This is a genomic window from Dactylosporangium sp. CA-139066 (assembly GCF_050936175.1).
Lineage (GTDB): Bacteria > Actinomycetota > Actinomycetes > Mycobacteriales > Micromonosporaceae > Dactylosporangium.
This window is the reverse complement of the sequence record NZ_JBNJNH010000001.1, coordinates 7736403-7758064: the sequence shown is the minus strand read 5'-3', so window position 1 is coordinate 7758064 and position 21662 is coordinate 7736403. Positions and strand designations below refer to the sequence as shown.

The 21662-nt window shown below is 70.8% G+C and carries 15 protein-coding genes and 1 pseudogene; 8 read left to right on the top strand and 8 right to left on the bottom strand.

The genetic code is table 11. The features are described 5' to 3' along the window. Nucleotides 1-2: 2 nt before the first annotated feature. The 3 genes from ACQEVU_RS35460 (at nt 3) to ACQEVU_RS35450 (ending at nt 4587) form a co-directional block, all read left to right on the top strand. Nucleotides 3-2360, top strand: coding sequence for a hypothetical protein (locus ACQEVU_RS35460; RefSeq protein ID WP_433331403.1), 2358 nt, complete (start codon nt 3-5; stop codon nt 2358-2360). Nucleotides 2361-2501: 141 nt separating this feature from the next. Further along, the gene (locus tag ACQEVU_RS35455) at nt 2502-3836 is read left to right on the top strand and encodes an alpha/beta fold hydrolase (protein ID WP_433331401.1); all 1335 of its coding nucleotides are present in this window, start codon (nt 2502-2504) and stop codon (nt 3834-3836) included. A 397-nt stretch (nt 3837-4233) separates the two neighbouring features. After that, nucleotides 4234-4587 carry a hypothetical protein gene (locus ACQEVU_RS35450; protein WP_433331399.1) on the top strand — a complete coding sequence of 118 codons (354 nt, stop codon included), beginning with the start codon at nt 4234-4236 and terminating at the stop codon, nt 4585-4587. A gap of 49 nt (nt 4588-4636) precedes the next feature. Here ACQEVU_RS35450 and ACQEVU_RS35445 read toward each other — a convergent pair whose 3' ends face one another. Next, nucleotides 4637-5194 (bottom strand): hypothetical protein, encoded by a 558-nt coding sequence (locus tag ACQEVU_RS35445; protein WP_433331397.1) that lies wholly within the window; start codon nt 5192-5194, stop codon nt 4637-4639. A gap of 166 nt (nt 5195-5360) precedes the next feature. Here ACQEVU_RS35445 and ACQEVU_RS35440 point away from each other — a divergent pair, with 166 nt between their 5' ends. Next, a complete protein-coding gene (locus tag ACQEVU_RS35440; protein WP_433331395.1) occupies nt 5361-5843 on the top strand; it encodes a winged helix-turn-helix domain-containing protein in 483 nt (160 codons plus the stop codon). Then, nucleotides 5728-6426 (top strand): transposase, encoded by a 699-nt coding sequence (locus ACQEVU_RS35435; protein WP_433331393.1) that lies wholly within the window; start codon nt 5728-5730, stop codon nt 6424-6426. Before ACQEVU_RS35440 ends, ACQEVU_RS35435 begins: the two co-directional genes overlap by 116 nt. A gap of 297 nt (nt 6427-6723) precedes the next feature. On the opposite strand, the gene ACQEVU_RS35430 is transcribed toward ACQEVU_RS35435, so the two are convergent. From ACQEVU_RS35430 to ACQEVU_RS35420, 3 genes and pseudogenes are all read right to left on the bottom strand, one after another. After that, entirely contained in the window at nt 6724-7923 is a 1200-nt protein-coding gene (locus tag ACQEVU_RS35430; RefSeq protein WP_433331391.1) for a hypothetical protein, read from the bottom strand. 218 nt (nt 7924-8141) lie between these two features. After that, nucleotides 8142-11099 carry a BTAD domain-containing putative transcriptional regulator gene (locus ACQEVU_RS35425; protein ID WP_433331389.1) on the bottom strand — a complete coding sequence of 986 codons (2958 nt, stop codon included), beginning with the start codon at nt 11097-11099 and terminating at the stop codon, nt 8142-8144. Between the two features lie 410 nt (nt 11100-11509). Further along, nucleotides 11510-11707, bottom strand: a pseudogene (locus ACQEVU_RS35420) (IS5/IS1182 family transposase); the annotation flags it as partial. Nucleotides 11708-11929: 222 nt separating this feature from the next. On the opposite strand from ACQEVU_RS35420, the gene ACQEVU_RS35415 reads away from it, so the two are divergent. Then, on the top strand, nt 11930-12337 hold the full coding sequence (locus ACQEVU_RS35415) for a hypothetical protein (protein ID WP_433331387.1): 408 nt from the start codon (nt 11930-11932) through the stop codon (nt 12335-12337). Nucleotides 12338-12362: 25 nt separating this feature from the next. On the opposite strand, the gene ACQEVU_RS35410 is transcribed toward ACQEVU_RS35415, so the two are convergent. Further along, nucleotides 12363-12833 (bottom strand): hypothetical protein, encoded by a 471-nt coding sequence (locus ACQEVU_RS35410; protein ID WP_433331385.1) that lies wholly within the window; start codon nt 12831-12833, stop codon nt 12363-12365. A 294-nt stretch (nt 12834-13127) separates the two neighbouring features. On the opposite strand from ACQEVU_RS35410, the gene ACQEVU_RS35405 reads away from it, so the two are divergent. Together ACQEVU_RS35405 and ACQEVU_RS35400 are read left to right on the top strand one after the other, a co-directional pair. Continuing rightward, nucleotides 13128-13832 (top strand): hypothetical protein, encoded by a 705-nt coding sequence (locus tag ACQEVU_RS35405; protein ID WP_433331383.1) that lies wholly within the window; start codon nt 13128-13130, stop codon nt 13830-13832. A 439-nt stretch (nt 13833-14271) separates the two neighbouring features. After that, complete coding sequence (locus ACQEVU_RS35400; protein ID WP_433331381.1) at nt 14272-14715, top strand: hypothetical protein; 444 nt, start codon at nt 14272-14274, stop codon at nt 14713-14715. 736 nt (nt 14716-15451) lie between these two features. Here ACQEVU_RS35400 and ACQEVU_RS35395 read toward each other — a convergent pair. The 3 genes from ACQEVU_RS35395 to ACQEVU_RS35385 are packed head-to-tail and all read right to left on the bottom strand — an operon-like array spanning nt 15452 to nt 20654. After that, the gene (locus tag ACQEVU_RS35395; RefSeq protein ID WP_433331379.1) at nt 15452-16672 is read right to left on the bottom strand and encodes a hypothetical protein; all 1221 of its coding nucleotides are present in this window, start codon (nt 16670-16672) and stop codon (nt 15452-15454) included. Then, nucleotides 16669-18846 carry an AfsR/SARP family transcriptional regulator gene (locus tag ACQEVU_RS35390; RefSeq protein WP_433331377.1) on the bottom strand — a complete coding sequence of 726 codons (2178 nt, stop codon included), beginning with the start codon at nt 18844-18846 and terminating at the stop codon, nt 16669-16671. Before ACQEVU_RS35390 ends, ACQEVU_RS35395 begins: the two co-directional genes overlap by 4 nt. Next, nucleotides 18843-20654 (bottom strand): hypothetical protein, encoded by a 1812-nt coding sequence (locus ACQEVU_RS35385; protein ID WP_433331375.1) that lies wholly within the window; start codon nt 20652-20654, stop codon nt 18843-18845. Before ACQEVU_RS35385 ends, ACQEVU_RS35390 begins: the two co-directional genes overlap by 4 nt. Nucleotides 20655-21662: the final 1008 nt, after the last annotated feature.

Sequence of the window (21662 nt, the reverse complement as noted above, 5' to 3'; positions counted from 1 at the left end):
CCATGGCCTACGCCGGGCGCAGCACCACGACGATCCTGGCCGAGGTCGCCGAGCTGCTCACGACCCGGATCCCAGGCCTGGCAACCGTCACTGCGTATCAGTTGGCCGAACGGTTCGCTGGCCACGGCCGTGCCGCCGGCCCGTTGCGTGACCACCTGCGCGGCCGGGCGGTCGTGCTGGACACCGCGACATCGGACCTGCCGTTGACGCTGGTGCACATCGCGCACGAACTCCACGATGCCGGCATGGCCGGGATCGTGCTGCCGACCTGTCTGGACTGCTCCGCAGCGGTCAGGCAGCTGCGCAACGTTGTCGACGGCGGCCGGGTCTGCGACGGCTGCCAACGGCTGCGGCAGCGAGCGACGTGCTCCAGTTGCGGCAAGGCCGTGCATCGCACACCGTCGGTGCTGGCCGACGGGTTGTGCAAACCATGCAGGTCCAAAGCCCGCCCGGTCGAGACGTGCGCCGGCTGCAACCGGCAGGCGAAGATCAAGCAGCGGCAGGCCGACGGGACCGGGCTCTGCCAACGGTGCTGGCACGCACCGACCGCAGCCTGCACCCGCTGCGGCACGGTCGCGAGGATCTACCAGCGCGGCGACACCGGGCCGCTCTGCCGCAGTTGCTACACCGCGCCGCACACCGCCTGCACCCGCTGCGGACGGCTCCGCGCGATCCATGCCCGCACCGCCGACGGACCCGTCTGCTCCAGCTGTCACCAACGGCCGCTGCGCGAATGCGGACGCTGCGGCACGCTCGCCGTCTGGCACACCCGGCCCCGCGACGGGCAACCCGGCCACTGCAACGCCTGCCACCGCCGGCCCGTCCAGCCCTGCGCCGCCTGCGGCAAGCCCCGCCCGGTCAGCCGCAGCCGGACCCGCGACGGCGCCTGGACCTGCGACGTCTGCCGAGCCCGCCGCACACCCTGCACCTTCTGCGACCGGCCCCAGATCATCATCGTCCGCTGGCCGATCGGCGCGGCCTGCGCCACCTGCTACCACCGCATCCGCCGCACCCCACGGCCCTGCCCGAACTGCCACGAACCACGGGTGCTGATCGGCCTCGACACCACCGGCACACGGATCTGCGCCGACTGCGCAGACCTCGACTACGACTACACCTGCCGACGATGCGGCACGTCCGGCACGTTCCCGATCCACCGCACCTGCTACCGATGCCTCGCCGCCGTCCGCGTCCAAGACCTGCTCACCGTCAATGGCACCCTCAGCCAACCGCTGCAACGCGTCGCCGACGCGCTGCTCGCCGCGGGCACCGGTGAAGCCGTCTGGCGGTGGCTCGCTCCCGACCATCCGACCGCTGCCCTCGTCACCGCCATCCGCGACGCCGACGCGCCGATCACCCACGACCTGCTCGACACCCTGACCCAACGCCAAGCCCTGCACCGGCTCCGCGCCGTCCTGGTCCAGCACGACGTCCTGCCCGCCAGAGTCGAACACCTCGAACGCATCGAACCCTGGCTGGAGCGACACCTCACCGCCCTCCCCGCCGCGCATGCCCACCTCGTCCGCACCTGGGCCCGCTGGACCCTGCACCGCCGAGCCCGCCACCGCCTCAAACGGCGCCCGTTCACCACCGGCGCAGCGCACTACCAACGCTCCTGCCTCATCGCCGCGATCCGGTTTCTCACCTGGATCGACGCCGAACGGCTCAAACTGACCGAGCTCAACCAGGCCGACATCGACCGGTGGCGCACCGAGCACCCGCACGAATACAGCTACCTCGCCAAAGAGTTCCTGCGGTGGGCCCGGCAACGCCTCATCGTCGGCGACCTCGTCATCGCCGAACGCGGCAACAGCCACAACCCAGACATCCTGCCCGAAGACGGACACTGGCAATACCTACGCCGAGCCCTCACCGACACCGGCCTGCCGCTGGACGTCCGCACCGCCAGCAGCCTCAACCTGCTCTACGGCCTGACCCTGTCCCGGATCTCGCGCCTGCACACCGACGACATCCTGCACGACCCGGCCAGCAGCGACACCAACACCTACCTACTCCTCGGCAGCCACCGCCTCCGCGTCGCCCCCACCATCGCCGCGCTTCTGCACGCCCAGACCGACGCCGCCACCCGCCACCGCAACGCCGCCACCAGCAACCCGCGATGGATCTTCCCCGGCGGGCTGCCCGGCACCCACACCGCCACCCTGCACACCAAACTCGCCCGCCATCACATGCCCCGCGCCGCCCACGGCCGAGCCACCGCACTGATCAACCTCGCCGCTCAGCTACCACCGCCGCTGCTCGTCGACCTGCTCGGCATCAGCATCGACACCGCCAACCACTACGCCCGCCACGCAAGTACCGGCTGGAGCACCTACCTCAACGCCCGAACCACCACCTGAACCAGTAATAGGCCTCCACGGCGCCCAGGCGCATGAAGGGCAACCAACCAATAGGCGCGTTGCTGAATGTCGATATAGTCGGCGACGGTGTGCCGGGAAGTCTGGTCGGCGTTCCGTCCCACGACGACTGGGAGGCACTCCATGACGACCGTTCGGCGACCCACCGAGGTCTGCGCGCTCGAGTCGGGTCCGATCGAGTATCGGCTCGAGCGGCGCGGCGACGACGTGCTTCTGATCATGCACGGCGGACACATGCGTGCCGGCCTGGCCTTGGGCGAGGACTCGTTCGCTGCCGGCGGATTCACTGTCCTGGCGCCGTCCCGGCCCGGGTACGGCCGCACACGGCTCCAGGCCGGACCCACGCCGGCACACTTCGCCGATGCCGTCGCCGAGCTCTGCGCGGCCCTGGGCATCACCTGTGTCACGGCTGTCGTGGGCATCTCCGGCGGTGCACCGACTGCGGTCACCATGGCCGCCCGCCACCCTGGCCTCGTGCAGCGCTTGGTGCTCATCAGCCCGGTCGGGTTCCTGCCATGGCCGGACCTGCGCACCCGGCTCGGCTCCTACGTCGCGTTCCGACCCGGGATTGAGGTGGTCACCTGGACCGGCATGCGGCTGTTCTTGCGGGCCGCTCCGGTCGCCGCCCTGCGCATGGTACTGGCGGGGGTGTCGAATCACCCGACCGCCGCCGTTGCCGACCTCCAGGACGACGACCGGGCCACGCTCCTGGCACTGTTCTCGGCAATGCGGTCCGGGCGAGGGTTCCTCAACGATCTACAGCCCACGCCGAACGTCACCGCCAGGGTGACCCAACCGACCTTGGTGATCGCCACCCGCGCCGACGGTGGCGTGCCCTTCGCGCACGCCGAGTCCCTCGCGGCCGGCATCCACGGCGCCGAACTGGTAGAAAGCCACGCGCGAAGTCACCTGGTCTGGTTCGCACCGGACTGGCCGGCACTCGCCGCCGTCATCACCGCCTTTCTGAAAGCTCCGACCGCCGGGCCGGGGCACGCTCGGGCCTCGAGCGACGCCCCGGTGCAGCCGCCGACACCATCGTTGGTTCACCAGCCGCTGCGCGCCGCCGTCGCTGCGCTCGCCTTGGCCGGTGCAGTGTTGGCGGCAAGCACGGCTGGGCCCGCCTTCACGCGACTCGGCACCGCGGCGGGAGTGACCTTCCTCAGCGTCGCGGCCGCGCTCACCGCACTCGCTGCGGGCGTCCTCCGCCGTGCGGTGTGGGCGACGCGGTTATCGCTCCTCGGTCTCGCCGGACAGCCGATTGTCGCCGCGGGCGCCCTGTGGCAGGTGTCTGCCGGCATGCCGGCAGGCAAGGCCGCCGAACTGCACCAGCTCGGCGTCGCCCCGGTGATCGGAGCATGGATCAACCTCGGATACGGCCTCATCGGCGCGACCTTGTTCGGATGGCTGCTGACCCGATGGTGGCGGGTCCGCGCAGCGCACCGCGACGGCCGTAGCTGAATGCCTGCCGGAGTAACGATGCCGACGATTGCGACACCCAACGATCCATATTCTGCTCAGGTCGTCCCGCGCGGCGAAGGAATCCATCCGCAGCCCGACCGGACGGCGCGGACATGATCATCGCCAACCTAATACGGACTGGTTCGCATACATGCACTTCGCCAGTTAAATAGCCTCAGTGCATCAGAACGCGTTCGATGGCGGCGGTTGTCGATTTATGCGGCCTGGCGGGCGGTGGCGATCGGCCGCGGCTACTCGGCCTGATCGTTCCCCCCGTTACCGGCAGGAGCATTGAGTCGGGTCTGGCGCCACAAGTCATCTCCAAGTGGCCGTGAAGTGGCGGTGCGCATGCTCCCTGTGCTTGCTCGTTCTCGACTACTCAGGGAGACCCATCATCATGAAGGCTCTGCGCATCGGCGTCACAGTGCTGGCCGCGGCCGGCATCACTGCCATTGCCACCCCCGCCCACGCCGCCACCCTGCCGTCCGGTCAGGTCCTGGTCTGGAACGCTGGAGGTACCCCGCCGGGGTTCGGCAACACCGTCAAGGTGAAGTGCCCGTCGACCAATCCGTACGTCCTCGAGGGCTCGCTCCAAACCACCAACGGCCCCGTGGTCGGCCCGATCTCGCTGCGGAGCTACCCGGGCTTGAGCAGCGTGTACTTCTACAACCCGAACTCGCTGCAGTCCAACCTGAACGTCACGGTGAAGCTGTCCGTGATCTGCTCGACCTGGCTGCCGCAGTCGGAGTAATGGTGCGTGGTGGTCACGTCGCGCTCGCGGCGTGACCACCACCGTTTGCTCAGCCGGCGGCGACGGCCCAAGCGTCGAGTCTGTGTCCCAGGTGGACGGACAAGATGGCAAACGTAGTCGCGAGATCGCTGGGGAGTGCCGCGCACGCCGACTCGAACGACCGCGCCACGCTGCGGCTTCCGTCGTCCATGACGGTCAGCAACCGGGTGTCGTCCTCGAACATTACTAGGAGATCGGCGGCCGCGAGCGGCGACTGCCCACGGACGCGTGCCGCCGCGACCCTGATCGCGAGCGGGAGGTGCTGACAGGCGGCAAGTACTCGATCGACGACTGCATCCGGTACGGCGGCCCCGCAGGCCACGTCGATGAACAGGTCGCGGGCGTCCTCCGGCCGCAGGCCGGCAAGGCGGATGTCCAGCGGCTCGTCGAGCGCTCGAAGGGGACATCGCGCGGTAATCAGATTCCGGCTGCGTCGCCCGGCGGTACCAGCGGGACGACCGAGCCGGCGCTGTCGGCGTTGTCCAGCACCAGCAGGATGCGCCGCTCGTGTGTGACGCGGCGGTACGGGAACCCCGACCACGACGCTGGCGCCGTCGGTGTTGGGCATCAGGATTGTAAAAGACCACGAGGGCTTCCACGCTGAGGAGGATCTCATGTTTGACAACGAGAACCTTCTCGCTCCTCCTCCGCTGCGGCGAGTGGCTAAAGACATTGAAGTATTGAGGTCCGGCGTGTCGATGGACTCCATTTAGGACGATCGGCATGATCGATGGGTGCGATATGCGGACGGCGGCGGGGTAAGCCCGCCCGGGCGGGCGAAACGCGAGCAGGTACGCCGGCAGGCGGCGGCGTTGTTCGCGTCGGGTCTGTCGCCGGTCGAGGTGGCGGCGCGGCTGGAGGCGTCGGCCAAGTCGGCGCGCGCCTGGCGTCGGGCCTGGCTGGCCGGTGGGGAGGCGGCGTTGGCGTCGAAGGGTGCCAGCGGTCCGGCGTCGAAGCTGACCGTCGAGCAGGTGCGCCAGCTCGAGCGGCTGCTGGAGGCTGGGCCGGCCGCGGCCGGGTTCACCGAGGACCAGCGGTGGACCCTGGCCCGGGTAGCCGACCTCATCGCCGGCAGGTTCCGGGTCCGGTACAGCCTCAAGGGTGTCTCGCTGCTCATGCGGCGCCTCGGCTGGACCCGCAACTGCCGATCCACCGGGCTGTCGAACGCGACGAAGAGGAGATCGCCCGCTGGCGGCGCCGGCAGTGGCCGGCGGTAAAAGGGTCGCGCGCAGGCTGGGCGCGTGGCTCTGCTTCGCCGACGAGGCCGGACACACGCTGAGACCAGCCAAGGCCCGCACCTGGGCCCCGCGGGGACGCACGCCGGTGGTCAAGGTGACCGGCAAGGGCTCCGGCCGGATCTCCATCGCCGGCCTGGTCGCCTACAAGCCCGGCCACCGCAGCCGGCTGATCTACCGGATGATGATCCACCGTGGCCGCAAAGGCGAGCCGAAAGGCTTCCGCGAACGCGACTTCGCCGCGCTGCTGGACGCCGCGCACCAGCAACTCGGCGGCCCGATCGTGCTGGTCTGGGACAACCTGCACGGCCACCGCTCCACCACCATGCGCGCCCTGATCGCCACCCGGCCCTGGCTGCGCGTCTACCAACTGCCCAGCTACGCCCCGGAACTCAACCCCTCTGAAGGCATCTGGGCCCACCTCAAACGCAGCCTCGCCAACCTCGCCGTCCACAACATCACCAACCTCGCCCACCTCGCGAAGAACCGCCTCAAACGCATGCAGTACAAGCTCGGCCTCGTCGACGGCTTCATGGCCGCGACCGGTTTGTCACCGCCACGGTGACAGACCCTGATGCTTCAAGGTCTTTAGTGACGGGGTTATGACGTGGAGTATTCGCCTGTACCTGTCGGAAGTAGCCCTCTCCAGTTGGAACTCGACACAGCCGTAGGCTTTCTTCGCGCCTCTATATCCAGGCTGCTTCAAGTGGATTTGATCACAACGCACGAGTATGGACAGCTAGTCCGTGGGGCGCACGTGCTCGTCCTAGCTGTTGAGTGATTGGTCGGGTCGCGTGCGTGTCCAATCACGGGTTGGCGACCATGGGAATGTGGCTAACGATTACGGGCGTCCGCTTCCGGTCTACTGGTTGGCGTGGGCATTGCGGTATCGGCGTGCGGCGCGGCGGCCGATGCCGGTGTTGTCGTTGATGCGGCCTCCGGCTCGGGCCAGGTCGGCGCCGGTGGGTTCCTGGCCGCTGGCGATGCCGCGTCGCCATGCCTGGTACATGGCCGCGTCCTCTTGGCTGATCGGCTCGTATGGCGGCGGTTCAGCGGGTGGTGCCGGCACGTTCGTGGGCGGTGGTGGTTCAAGGGTGGGAGCTGGCGCAGCGGGCCGGGTCGTGGCCGAGAGCCCCGGGGCGGCTGCGGCCGGGACGTCGACGGTGTCGGCGGCGAGTAAGCCGTCCGGATCTGGGAGGCTCCTGTTGGCCGTGCCGGCCGCGGCGATGGCTGGCTGGTCGAACTGGGTGCTCATGTCGCAGGTCAGCCGGGCGGGCGCCAGATCCGCGGCGATGAGCGCGGTGAGCCCGTCGTAGTCGGCGCCGTTGGCGAGGCGCATCGCGATCTGGTCGAGGTCGAAGACGTTGATTGCTATGTCGGCGGTGGTGGGGTCGACCGCGGCCCGAATCTTGCGGCGTAGCACCTTGGCGATTGCGTTCGTGCGCAGCTGCTTGCGCATTTCGGCCTTGGCTGTCGCGAGCGAGGTGTAGAGCCCGAGCCGAGGGTCTGCTTTGGCGAGGTTCTTCGCCCGCAGCGTCAGCCAGGGGTGGCGCATCCAGTGCCCGAGCACCTCGTAGGCGGGGGTGGTCGGTGGCAGGTCGCCGGTGGCGCGTAGCCGGTCGCGGCGTTGGTTCTCGGTGTGCATCAGCCAGACGAGATAGCCCAGCGCGGACATGCCGGCGAAGAAGCTGGCGAGCAGCTTGTGGGTGTGGGCCGTCCAGTTGAACGCGACGGCGGACGCGGCGATGACCGCGGACAGCAGCCGCGAGGCGGTCGCCCGTTCGCCGAGGCGTCGGCGCACGTCGGCGTTGGCCAGCACGACGATGCCGCCCAGCTCCAGTGCGCCGACTGCGGGGATTGCCCAGATGAGGGGGATGCCGAGTGCCTCGACCGCGCCGGACACCTGCCCGGCGAGGGCGACGAGCAGCACGACGACGTAGAAGAGCTGCCGCATGACGGCGGTGTGCCTGACCGTGCGTTGCAGGTCGGCATCGAGGTCCACGATGGTGTTGGTGTGGCCGGCCCGCGGATGGGCCAGGTCGTCTGTTGGTGCGCTCGTCATGGCATCCTCCGGATGGCGCGGCGCCGGCTGGCAATTTCGGCTCGGGTGTACGGCAGCATGGCGATGACCACCTCGACTGGCTCGCGCAGCCCATGCGGGCTGTAGGGGAGACAGGGCAAGCCTGAGCGGGGGACCCGCATCGGCCGACAGGTTGCGCGTGAGGCTGCCGTGGACCTGCCAGGCACCGCGGTTGACGACGGCCGGGTGGTCACGCTGGTTCATGGGTTCGGGTCCTGGTGTCCGGTCTCGTTGGCGGGACGGTCGCCGGTAGTTAGGTCGCGTTGCAGCTGGGCGGCGAGGGCGATGGTGTCGGGGGAGGGTTGCTCGTCGATGTCGTCCAGGGCGGCACTGAGGTGTTGCAGCACGCCGTGTACGGCTGGGGCGTCGCCGAGGCGCGCGAATGCGCGCATGGCGTGCCGGGCTAGGTCCTCGTTGATCGGGTCGAGGGCTGCTGCGGCGTGGATGAGGTCGGCGGCGCCGCGGGGGTCGTCGGCGGTGATGACTTCGGCGAGGCTGAGCCGGGCCCGGATGCCGTGCCGGCGGAGTTGCTCGCGGGGTTGTTCGATCCAGTCGTAGTCGTGGCCTTGGGCGAGTGGGCCGGTGTGCACGTCGATGGCCTGGCGCAAAAGTGCGGCCCGGCTGGTCGGTTCGGTGGTGGTGCTGGCCTGGCGTAGTGCGTCGGTGAGCTGCCACACGTCGAGGTCGACGAGGTTGGGGTCGAGGTGGTAGCGGCCGCCGGTGTTGATGACGGGTTGGATGGTGGTGTCGGCGGCGGCGTGCCGGATCTGCCGGCGCAGGTTGCCGACTTCGGTGGAGAGTCGTTCGCCGGCGCGGCGGACGGTGGCGGCGGGCCAGAACGCTTCCATAATGTCGGACAGGTCCGCGCCGCTGCGGTGTACGGCCAGGTAGACCAGCAGCTCCCGGGCGTGGTGACGCAGTCCGGATACCGGGCAGCCGTCGCGGTCGAGGATGGTCGGCTCGCCGAGGAGCCGGATGTGGACCGCACGCCGCGGTGTGGCCGTGGCTGGCGGGCGGGTGGGTGCCGCGGGGGCAGGGATCGGTGCGCGGTCGGGGGTTGGGCGAATGTCAGCGGTGTCCGCGGCGTGTTGCGCCGCGGCGGGCACGTCGGGCGACGCACTGTGGCGGCGGGTTTCGGGAGGGGCGGGTGCAGTCGTCGCCGCGCTGGGCGCGGCCTGTGGCTGGCTGTCTGGGCTTTCCGGGTCTGCGCTGGCGGGCGCGGGTGGGGTCAGATCGATGCCGCTGGCAGTGGGTGCCGGCGGCGAAGCGGGGCTGGGTTGGCCGGTGTGCGCCTCGCGCAGGACCTCGAGCAGGTTCCGGGTGGTGGGGATGTCGAGCACGGCGAGCCGGTCGTTGTCGCGGCCGGTGGTGTGCCCGTCGATGTCGACGGTGAGGGTGTCGCCGGGGGGCCATTCGCCGAGCAGGACCGCGCTGATCTGCAGCGGGGCGCCCAGATGCAGGGTGGTGCTCAGCCGGGCCTGCAGCTGGCTGGGCGGGGTTTCGGCGAGCAGCAGGACCGGTGGCATGGGTGGGTGGTAGGGGTCGGCGGCGCGCAGTTCGGTCAGGTCGGCGGCGTCGTACTCTTCCAGGAGCCGCCGCCGCTCGATGAGCAGCTCGTCGGCGCGTGTCAGCGCTTCGGACAGGTTCCTGGTGACGTGCAGCCGCGGGATCTGCCTGGTGTGGTCGGCGTCGGCGCCCAGCAGGGTGGTCAGCGTGTCGGCGGGTGCGATGATCTGGCCTTTGGCGTCCGGGTCGGCTGGTGTGCCGGAGGCCAGGGCGGCCACGAGGAGGGCGCGGGCGGCCGGTTCGGCGCCGGCTCCGACCAGCCCGAGCCCGCCCGGGGGTACTCGGTCGCCGACGCCGGCCAGGTGCGGGCCGTTGGGCCCGATGGGCGGCAGCGGTGGGCGCTGGTCGGCGCTGGCAGCGGTGTATTCGGCGACGGTCGGCTGCGGTGAGGTCGGCGGGTTGAGCAGGTCCGGGCGCTGCTGGCGGACTGCGCGGCGGATGCGGTTCATGACTGGCGGCAGCGGGCGCAGGTGCGGGTCGTCGGGGTGGTCGCTGGTGGTGCGGGATGTGGCGCCGTAGCGGTGGCGGCGGCGCAGCCACACCATGGCGGCGGCACCGGCCAATGCCGCGGCGAGGGGCAGCGTGATCCAACCGCCGGGCAACGCGACGCCCTCGCCTTGGCGACGGTCGGCGGGTCCGGGCTGCTTGCTGCCGGGTGTGGGGGAGGCCCCGGCGGCATGGCTCGCGCCCGGCGGGGCGGTGGTTGCGGTGCCCGGCGGACTCGTGGCGGGCCCCGCAGGTGTGTTTCCGCTTGGGGCGGTGGCGTCGGTACCGGTCGACGTGGTGGTCCCGGTGGCATGCCGACGCGTCCCACGGTCGCGGGCGTCGGTGGGCAGGACAAGCCGCCAGCCCGCTTCGATGTGGTCCGGGCCGCGCCGGCCTGCCGTGTCGGGGATAAGGCCGGGGTTGAGGCGTTGCAGCTCCGGGTAGCGGTCAAAGGTGCCGAGGTACCGGTCGCTGATCGCGCCCAGCCAGTCACCACGGCGCACCAGGTAGGAGACCTGCGGGCTGCCGAGCGTCGGCGCGGCCGCGTGCACGGCGTCGGCGGGATCGGTCGTGGTCGGATGACTCCAGGTGGTGGGGCTGGGACCGGCGACCGCCGGCGGCGCTGCGGTCGTGGCGCCTGAGGCCACGGCGGGGGTGTGGACGGCAGCGGCCGGTGCCACCGCCGCGTGTGCCGCGCTTGGTCCGGTCGCGGTGACGACGATGCCGGCCATCGACGCCACCGCCGCGTGCAGCGGAGCGGGCAGCAGCATCGGCGCGCCGAGTCGACGGACGGCCCGGGCGACGTCGAGCACGGTCGCGGTGACCAGCCACAGCCACAGCAGCCACCCGCCGGCCACGCCGAGGACCGCCAGCAACCCGGCACTCATCGGCTGGGCCACCACCCCGGCCAGATCGAACCCGTCGAAGATAGGTCGCTGGAGCAGCAGCAACGCGACCGGCAGCCCGGTCACCGCCGTGAGCAGCAGCAGCGTGCCCGCCGCCGCGCGAGCAACGGCCCGCGCCCTGGCGATGCGGTATCGGCGCCAGAGACCGCCATCGCTGTACAGGTCGGACGCCGCCCGGCGTTCCGCCAAAACCCTCCGCATGATCACCACCAGCCATTCACGGTCATGGACATTGGCGACGGTAACGGTGGATCGGTCGCAGTGACCCTGATCGCGGCGTCACAGCGCGACACACCGGATCACACGAGGTAACACCGCAGCCCAACGACGTTATGGCGGCATGTCACCAGCACCGAAGGACGGCGGTAACGCGGCCTACTCGGGTGTCTCGGGGTGCGTCCGAGGCCTTGTCCGCGTGGAGCTTTGCGGGTCGGTGGCGCGGTCGTCCACGCCTGCCCCGCACTGCTGTGAGCGAGTCCAGTATCGGAAACGGCAGCTGCGCGTCCGGCGTGTTCGCGGCGGAGATCAGCACCTGCAGCGGCACGCCGCGCCGGTCGCACAGGACGTGAATCTTCGAGCCCGGTTGCCACGGTCGACCGGGTTTGGACCGGTCAGATCCCCCTTTTCAAGGCCCGGACACTGATCGAGTCGACGATCGCCCGTGACCAGTCGATCTGGCCGGCCACGTGCAGCCGGTGCAGCAGCTCGTGGTGGATCTGTTCCCACAGCCCGCGCCTGGTCCACTCGGTGAACCGGCGGTGCATCGTCGGCCGGGAAACACCGAAGAACACCGCGGGCAACTTCCGCCACGAACAACCGGCTGCACCATGTACGCGATCGCCGCAAGGACCGCCCGGTCGTCAGCACGGCGGCGGCCACCGCCCTGAGGCCGTTTCGCAGCAAACCGAGCGTAAAGGACCGGCTCGTTCCGGTGGAGGACTTGCCCGGCCGTCTTCGACGCGGCTCCCGGCGACAACGGACCGACGTTCACCTACACCTCGGACGGGGAGAGTCGGGACGACGCCGGCGACGTGGCGGAGGTGGTCATCGTCGGTCTCATCGATGACGACTGGTGCTACGTGTCGATGCTGGACGCGGAGGACTGGTCCGATCTATGGGACACCGAGGATGAGACCGACGCAAGCGTGCTGGTGGAGGTCGTGCTGGCCGGCCTTCCGGCTTTCGTCCCGCGGGCCGCGATCGTACCGCGGAGCGTGGGGCTCGCTGCGCTCGTCAGTACCCCGACCTTCTCGCAAGTGCCGCCCACCTACATCTACCGGCTCCCGCTCGCCCGGGATCCGACCGCGGTCCGTGCCGACATCGTGCAAGGGCTATCACAAGAGGCCCGGATCCCACCGGACAGCCGCTGCGGTCAACGGCCACAGATCGATGGAATTGCCGAGTCGTCCGGGGACAGCCGGTTCTGTCACCGATCATGATGTCGAGCTCGGGCCTGGGCTTCGGCTACGGACAGGACCTGATCAACGCGGCGGTTGTATCCCGACTGCGCTGCAGCAGGTCGGCGAGTCCGTCGGCGCCGTTGCCCGCGTTGTAGCGCTTGAGGGCGGCGACAAGGTCATCGAGTGCCTTGCGCAACTCGGGTCCCTGCACCTGAGCGGCCAGCGGCTCAAGTTTGCCGCTCCACTCGACCGCCGTGGCGCGCTCTTCTTTCTCGGCAGCGTCGATGGCCGCGTCGTCGCCCTTCTTGATCGCGGCGGTCGTCTTCTCCACATTCTCGGTAAACTTGACGGAGTACTGCAGATGGACGGCTTTGAGGTCGACGCAGACCTGGCCGTCTGGTGAGGCTGACACCGAGGCAGTTGGTGCGGCTGAGGTCGTGGTAGCGGTATCGGCTTCGGCCGGGCCACTGTCTCCGCAGCCGGCGCCGAGGAACAGCACCGCCGTCGCGACGATGGCGGCCGTGAGGTGACGCATGAAACGAATCTCCTTCGAATCGTGTGACTCCGCGGGAGTCTAGGGATCCGACCGTCCGCCATGTGCCCGTGACCTTGGTCACCGGTGCAAACTGTGCTGTTCGAAATTCCATTCACCGGCTAGCCACCCCAGGGTGACCACGCTCCGGCTCGCGCCGGTAACGAACGGCGCTGCCCGGGCTGACGCGCACTCTCATCGGCCAGATCCGGTAGCCCGGCCCAGATAGAAGGCGCCATCCGGCCACGGGCGTTGATTTCGGTTGATGTAAGGCGGGTCTCAGCCTACGGTGCCTGCGTGGTGGATCGTTCGGCTGCGGCCCGCATGCGGCTGCGCATGTGGGTGCACTACGTCTCCGGCACTGCCCGGCTGCAACGCGTCGTCATGACAGCGGCGCCGCTGCGCCGTACCCATATCACCAGGGTGCTGTGGCAGCACACCGGCGCCTTGACCAGTTCCCGGGCGGATCTGCTGCGGTTGGGTGCGCTGTTCCGGTTGGCCGCCGTAAGTCCACATAGCGCCGTGTTCTTGCCTCTGCGAGCGAATCCGGTCGATGAGTGGGTAGCTGCGTGGGCCGACAGCCATGGGCTGGCGGACCTGGTCATCGTGCGCCGGGACGTGCACCTGCGACCGTCGATCTGGCCGTCGGTCCGGGCACGCTTGGGGTGCGGTGCTGGCCGGGGAAGGTTGTCGACCATGCTGACTCCGGCCGCTCGCCCCCCGGTGGACAACCGGAACTGGGACTGGATGCGGCAACGACTGTCCGTTGCCGAGCATGGCGACACGATGGTGTTGTCGGGCTGGCCCGAGGCCTTGTACTACGCCGGTGACGAGCTAACCCGGTGCGGCAACGAGGTGGCCGTCAACCGCGAGATCCGCCGCTACGGTGGGCTGGCGTTGCTCGGCCAGTTCAACGGTCCCGGGCGCCGTGCGGGGCGCCGCGACGCGAGCTGGGGATGCATGGTCCTCGCCGTGGATGAGATCTTCCACCGCAACCGCTAGCGGCCCACCACGTCCGGGTCGTATCCCGAACACCTGAATCGGGCTGATACGTCCCGGGCGGCCAAGTCCGCAACTTGGCATGAGCGTGCGCTGCCGACCGGCCTAGCCACAACTGCCCTCACCAAAGGTGACGGGCGTGCCGTGACCTGGTCCCACGCCTGGCCTCACCGCGCCCCTAGCTAGCCGACCCGCACGTCGTCCGGCGCCGCAACGGCGAGCTGCTCGTTCAACACCGCCGACCGCTGCCAGTCCTGGGCCGTCCACGCGTCCCGCGCCTCGCGGACAAGGTTGTCCATCCCCCGTTCCCTCCGACCGAACGGCGAGCTTACCTCTCGAGCACCAGAACCTGATCGAGTGCGCGGACATGCCCCAAGATGCTCATCACTATTGCCGCGGCTTCAGTAGTCGTGCAAGGAGCGAAGGTTTGGTCCCCTAGAGCATGGCGCGGTTGCTGTGGGTTTGGTTCAATACCGCGATGGCCGAACGTCCCGCTGCTCCGCCGCCCCTGGTCACGGTGCTGGCGATCTTGCTCTATATCGGCGGTGGACTGGTTGTCGTGTACGCGCTGGTCGGTTTGGGCAGCTCTGCCGGAGCCGTGACCAGCATGTTGCCGGTGTGGGGTCAGGCCCTGTACGGATCGCTATACGTCGGCTTGGCGCGAGCACTCCAAGTCGGTTTGCGCTGGGCCTGGCTGGTCACGATGGCGCTGTGTTGGGTCGGGTTGGCCGTAGCGGTGTTGTACGTGTTTGCCCGCGGCCCGCAGGCGGCTGTCGCCCAGGGCATCTGGCCAGCGGTATATCTGGTGTTGTTGACTCGGTCGAGTGTCCGTGCGTGGTTTGCGGCGAACCTGCCGCCGACCGAAGAAAGACCGGCAGGCGAATGACCGGGTCTGCGCCCGGTTCGGTGTGATGCCATAACGGCGTCGAAGCCGGCCGGTAAATGCGACCGGCACAGCCAATCGCCGGTACACGTGTGTGCCACGTTCCGCAACGGGCGTCACGCGGAGGTGTTCGCCGTTCGTAGGCCGGGTCGGTATCGAGTTCGGTGAGGACCAGCCGGCCGTCGTCAATGCGGTACGAGGCGATGTAGCCGCGGTAGCACGCTGTGCTGGTCGGCCGCGCGCCGGTCGCCTCGAACAGGCCGCTGCCGTCGACGGCGGTCACGTCGAACGGCTCACCCTGCCACTCGACCTGATCGGCGTACTGTCCCGTCACGGCTGCAAGTAGAGCACACCTGGCTGGGTTGGCGGCTGCCGCTGTGGTCAGGTTCCGTTCGGGCCGTACCCGTATCAGCCGAGATCGTCGAATGAGTTGCGTCCGCAGTGTCCTGGCCTGCTGCCGACCGTGCGCTCGTCCCTTGAGCGACAGTAAGGCTCGGTAGGTGACCTTCGGGCCGACCGGTGCCCCGAAGGGCCGATGACCGAATGGAGGGCGGCGGTCGCGGTACGGCGATCTTCAACGATTGTTTCGGGGGCCACGCAGTCGATTTCGTGCCGTAGCAGCGCCACTTCCTCGACGCGGTCGCACAGCTGGAGGACCTTGAGCGGGACGCCCATGCCGTTCGGCTGTCCGAGTGAGCCTGCCTCATGGTGCACGGCGCGGTCGGGGGCGCGTTACCGACTAGGTCGGCTGCCATTCAAGGGTGCCGTTCGGCGCGGTGACCCGTCCGCTGACCGTGATGTCGACGGTGTCGGTGGCGTCGGTCCAGGTGCGTGGTTCGACGATGCCGGTCGTCCACCGGTAGCGGATGACGGCGCGGCCGGGGCTGGTGGTGCTGACCGTGACCGCGCCGTCGGTGGCGGGTTCGGTGTGCAGGGTCGGGTAGCGCTGGATGGTCCAGGTCGGGTTGTCGGTGATGGCGTAGCGCTCGAGGTAGGACATGGGGCAGCCGTGCCAGCCGTTGGTGGTGGTGTCGATGGTTGGGGTGAAGCTGTGTTTGGCGGCGCAGGCGTCGAGGCGGTCGTGGACGAGTGTGTCGACGGTTTCGGCGACGCCGGGCAGGAGGGTGGTGTCGAGGGTGATCGGGATGGGCGGGCCGCTGGTGACGGTGAGCTGCTGCTGCACGCCCTGCAGCAGTGCGGTGGCCGGCCGGGTGAGCGTGTACTGGCCCGGCGGCGCCCACAGGAGGGCCACCGGCGCGGAGCCGGTGATCGGCAGCCTGGCGGCGGCGAGGGTGACGGGGGCGGGTGTCTGCTCGGGCAGGGTGAGCTGGGCGCCGGGCTGGCTGGTGAGGGCCCAGACGCGTCCGCCGAAGGCGCCGCGGCCGATGCCGTGCACGTCGACGGTGTCGGTGACGGTGCGGCCGTCGAGGGTGTAGGTGACGGGGACGTGCCGGTCGTCGCTGGTGCCGCTGTCCGCGCCGACGGTCACGTCCTGCGGCGGCTGGTAGCCCTGGCGCAGCGCGCCGGGTTCGCAGAGCGGGTTGCCGCGGCATTGGCCGGCTGGCATCCGAGTCGGGTCGTGCGCGGCCAGTGCCGCGAAGTAGGCCCGGACCACGTCTGCCGGGCCGGGCTCGGATGACTGGCGGATGACGATGACGGCGGCGACGAACAGCACGGCCACCGCGACGGCGGTGGCGCTGAGCGCGACCCGCCGTCGTGTCGCCGGCCGCGGGCTGCGTGCGCGGGCGCCTGGGGGAGCAGGCGGCCGGAGCTGGTCGGGGACGAGGGGGAGCGGGATGCGGTGCCCTGTGGGCAGGGGCGGATGATGCCCGGCGGACACCGGCACGAGGACGGCGCGATGCCAGGCGCTCGCCGTGCCCGCGGTGAGCGCCGCTGAACGCGCCCGGGACACCGGCCCGGCGGGCGGCTCAGGGATTCCTGGCGGCGTGGGGCTGCTCACGTGCTGCTCCGTTCGGTCGCGGCCGGCCTGCCGGCATCGCTCGGACTGTCCGTGTGGCCGGGGGCGTGCGGTGCCGCTGCGGACGGTCCGGTGGGGTACGGCTCCGGTGGCCGGACCGTGCTGGTGCGGTGCTCGGCCAACGCGGCGGTCGTGCGGCGTAGCCCGTCGGCGTCTCCAGCGTCGGCGTGGCGCTGCAGGATCCGCTGGTAGACCGCGTCGTTGCCGGGCGCCAGGCGCAGCGCCTGGCGCAGCAGGCGCAGCGCGGTGCTGTGGTCGGGTTCGGTGTCGGCGAGTTCGACGACGATGTCGAGCAGATGTCGTGCCAGCCGCTCCCGGTCGGGCAGCAGCCATGGGCGGTCCCAGCCGGCGGCGAGCTCCCCCCGGTTCAGGCCGGCCGCCGCCTGCAGCAACGCCCGGCGGGTGTCGGGGTCGGCGCTCGTCACGGCGGCGGTGACCAGGTCCTGCAGATGCCAGATGTCGACCTGGGCTGCGGCCGGGTCGAGCCGGTACCGGCGTGGGGTGATACCGGCGGCGTCGTCGTGGCGCAGCACCGTCCGGCCCGCGGCCGTGTGCAGGGCGCGGCCGAGCTCGGACATGGTGGTGAGAAAACGCCGATGCGCCGCGGCGGACGGGACGTCGGGCCAGATCGCCTCCTTCAGCACGTCGGCGTTGACGCCGGCGCGGTGCAGCGCCAGCAGGACCAGGATCTGCCGTCCAGCGGTGCGGCGTATCCCGACCGGGCTGTGGGTGCCGTCCGGGTGCGGTCGCAGCACCTGCGGTTCGCCCAGGACCTGGATCAGCAGCCGCCGCTCGGCTGCGGCCTCGGCCGGCGGCGGGTCAGGCCAGGCGGCGGGCACGTCGGCCGCCTCGGCGACGTCACACCCGGCGGCGCCGCTGGCGGCCGCTGCGCCTTCCGTTGCTGTGGCGGGTGGCAGGATCCCGAGGCTGGTCAGCAGGGTTATGGTTGCGGCCTGATCGAGCACCGGTAGGCGCCCGACCCGCGGTGTGCGGCCGGCGGCGGCGCGCGTCGCCCCGTCCTCGCCGACATGCCAGCTGCTGCCCAGGTCGGTTGCGGTGAGCTGGATCGTGCGCCTGGCACTCAAGGCCGTCACCGGACCGACCAGGCGGCCGGACCCGACCTCATGCGCAGCGACGGCGTCCGCTTCGATCCGTCCCGGCCCGACCGCGAACAGGACGGTGTCAGCTGCGGCGCGCGGGCCGGCGCGGTCCGCGGACGGGGCGTGGATCGGCACGTGGCCGGCGCCCAGGACGGTGGCGGCGAACTGGGGCGTGCACACGATGCCGGGGCGCAGGTCCGGTGGCTGGACCAGCAGGGCGATCAGCAGGCCGCGGGCCGCGTCGTAGCGACCCGTGCCGAGCAGCGCCAGCACCCCGCGCGGCAGCCACGCATCGGCGACGCCGTATGGATGGCCAGCATCAGCCTCATGGGGCGGAAGGTTGTCGCTCGGCCGCGGTGTCGTGGCAGCCGCCTCGCCGATCTCCGGTTCATGGTCGACGGCGAGCTGTACGGCGCTGAGCAGCCGCAGCCCGGCGGCGTCTGGTTCGGGCAGATCGGGGTCGTGGCGCTGCCAGCCGGTCGGTGGCCGCGGCTCGTACCGGCGTCGGCGGTATGCCCAGGCGAGGGTCACCGTCGCGGCGATCGCCGCGACGAGGGGCCACGGCAGCCAGCCACCCGGTACCCGCACGCCCGCGTCGGCCCGGACGACAGGGCCCGGCTGTGTGCCGTCGCTGTCCGGCGCTGGCGACGATGTCGTCGCGGCGCCGGCCGTAACGGCTGGTCCGGGGGATGCCGCAGCCGGCGTTGCCACGGTGCCGCCGCGCGCGGCCTGCACCGCCAGCAGCACCCCGCCGACCGTCGCGGTCACCGCCGTGTGCAACGGCACCGGCAGCCGTACCACCCGGGCCGGCCCGGCCCGGACGGCCGCGATCACATCCGCCATCACGGCGCGGAGGGCGGCCAGCCACACCAGCCACCCCGCACCGACCAACGCGGCGAGAGCGCCCGGCGCCGACATCGGCTCCGCGACCAGGCCACGCCAGTCCCAGTCGACCGCCCGCATGATCACCACCAGCAGGGCCGGCAGCACCGCCAACGCGGCCAGCAGCAGCACGCCGCCCATCAGCCCCGCCAGGAGCCGCCCGACGATCCTCACCGCGGCCCGACCCCGTCACCGCCCCATCCGCCGTGCACCGCACCCGACCACGACCCCGGATGGTGACCACGCGGGCCGCCGTACGGCGCACCCGGCAGGCCGTCAGCACTGGCGCCAAGGCCCGGCACGTTCGGCTGCGGGGGGCTGCTCGCCGTTGGGCGCAGCAGGAGCGGGCGCAGCATCGGTACGGCCGCGCGCATCGCCCACCACGCCGCCACCGCGAGCGCGAACCCGACGGCGAGCGCACCGGTCACCCGCCACGACAGCATCGCCGCGACCAGCACCCCGGCCGGCACACCGAACAGCAGACGTAGCAGCGGCCGCCGCACCGCGAGCAGCACCACTGCGACGCCGACCAATGCGCCGCCGAGCCGCCCGACCGGGCCGATGATCGTCGTCTGCCCGTCCGGCATCCACTGGTACAGCCGCCACGCCAACGGCCGCAGCAGCCACGGCAGCCCGGTCTCATCCCAGCCGATCAACGCCGCCCCGACACCCGCTAACACGACCGCCGCCGCGGGGAAGCGCAGCCACTGCGCCCACGACCCGGCCGGCGGCGTCGCCCGCCGCCACACCACCACCGCCAGCACACAGAGCGCGACCACTCCCGGCACCAGCGGCAGCACCGACCAGCGCAAGAACCCACCGATGTCGGCATCGAAGTAGCTCGCCGCCAGCAGCGCATACCCGGCCGCCCACACCAGCCCACCCGCGGCCGCGGCGACCAAGGCCACCGCCTCCACCCGGCCGCGGACCCAGCCCACCCCGCCCGCATCACCCGGATCGGCAGGGCGGTGCTGCGCCGTCACGGCCAGCACCAGCCCACCCGCCACCGCCACCAGGCCGAACACCGCGGCGAACGCCAGCTCGCCCCACGGCGCCAGCACCATCCCCACCGTCAGCTTCTCCCGCGGCCCGTACCGCTGCCCCCCAGCCAGGAACTGCGAGAACAACCCCAGCGACGCCACCACCGCGAGCGCCACCCCCACCAAGTCCCGCCACGGCACCCCGCCGTCCGCCGACACCTCGACGGAACCCGGGACCGGCCCGCGCTGCACGGCACCCAATACGGCCGCCAGTTGCGGCTCGGCTACCAGCATCGGCTCCGCCGCACACACCTGCGTCAACAGGCGACCCACGCCGGCGTCCGCATCCGGGCCGACCGCGCACACCAGATCGAACATGCCCGGCGGCACCTGCGCCCCCACCATCGCCCGCCGCGCCACCTCCCGTATCAGATCGCTTCCCGAGGCTTCCGCGGTGTCGGCGAGCTCGGCCGCGACCGTGGCCCCATCCACCGCCGCCAGCACCTCGAACCCCTCCGCGGAGCGGCGCAACACCGTCGCCGCACAACCGCCGTCCACCCCGCACACCAGCACCGACGCCCCCGGCTCCAACCACACCCCGCCAGCCAGCAGATGCCACCCCACCGCCACCGCCGCCGGCATCACCTCCACCGCACCAAACCCGGCCGCTGCCGCCGCCTGCCGCACCACCGGCAACTGGCGAGCACCCCAGCCAGCCGGCACCACCACCGTCACCGAACCAGGCACCCCATCAGCCGCCCGCTGCGCGGCAAGCCGCACCCGACCGAACAGCTCAACCAGCTGCGGCCCAGCAAGCGGGCCGCCGCGCCCACCCGTATCCCAGGCAGCCGCCAACGCTCCTGCACTGCGCGACGCGATCCCGGCACCATCGACTGGCGCAACGTCCGGCAACACCACAACGGTCGCGTCGGGCCACGCCACCACCGCTCGGGCGCCACCGCCGTGCAGCTCGATCGCGAGCCAACCCCCAGTGATCGACACATATACATTCTGCACTGTCGGATTACCGACAGATAGCCCTCGGGTTGCATTCAGTACGACTTCGGATCCTGCCTCGCGGCACGCAGGACCATGTAAACGGCATCGATGGGGTCGCCGGCGTCCCTCCAAGGTGCCAGCTTGCGTCGCTTCGCCATGCGCCCGCCAGTTGTTGTCATCGCGCACTGGCGCGACCGCTCCGCTGCCGAGGGCCGGTCCGACCGGGCAGCCGTTGTGGAGCGCTTACGGCGTCGGCCGTCCGCGGACGGCGACCATTGAGATCACCGACTGGCACAGCAGCGCCCGTCCAGGTGTGGCCCTGGTGACCGCGCAAACTGGTAACCCCGCTGCGCCGCGCCAACCCCGTCGCCGACGTCATAGGGCGCATCGGTCCCAGCGAGGCGACGGCCTCGTGGGTCCTCGTCTAGTGCGACCAGCTCACTCGGCACGGCCACCGGGGCGCCCGTGGTCAGTACCGACTTGGAACGAATCGTGCCCGTTGCGGTGATTGCCCGCCGATGGTCTCCGCGCACGCCTCAAGGCTGCCACGGGTCCAGGTGACGATTGGCCCCACGATGAACGACGTCACGTTGCGCCGCCGGTGACCACACCTCGCGGCGCGGCCCGTCGAGGGCCCGTTGCACCGGTACGGATGCGGGCCAAGACCGGCGGTGTATCGTGCGCCGTGATCGGTGTGCTGATGCCGACCTTGCCCGGCGGTCAGCCGGACCAGTTGCCGGTCGAGCCGCGCACGCACGCGACGGGCATCGGCCCAGTTGACGGCGGCTTCGGACGCTCCCAGTCGTCGTTTACGACGCGGTGTTGGACGAGGTCCCGGAACACAGTGATGTACCGAGAGCCGTGCCTCGGCAGAGCCTCAAGTAGAGCAGAGCCAGGGAATTGGGCTCCCGCAACGTGCTGCTCCAGAACGTGTGCAACGGAGTGAGCAATAACCGTCGGCCGCTCGTCGGTCGACCGCAGACCTGCGGCAAGCCGTCGAGCAGCCTGCGC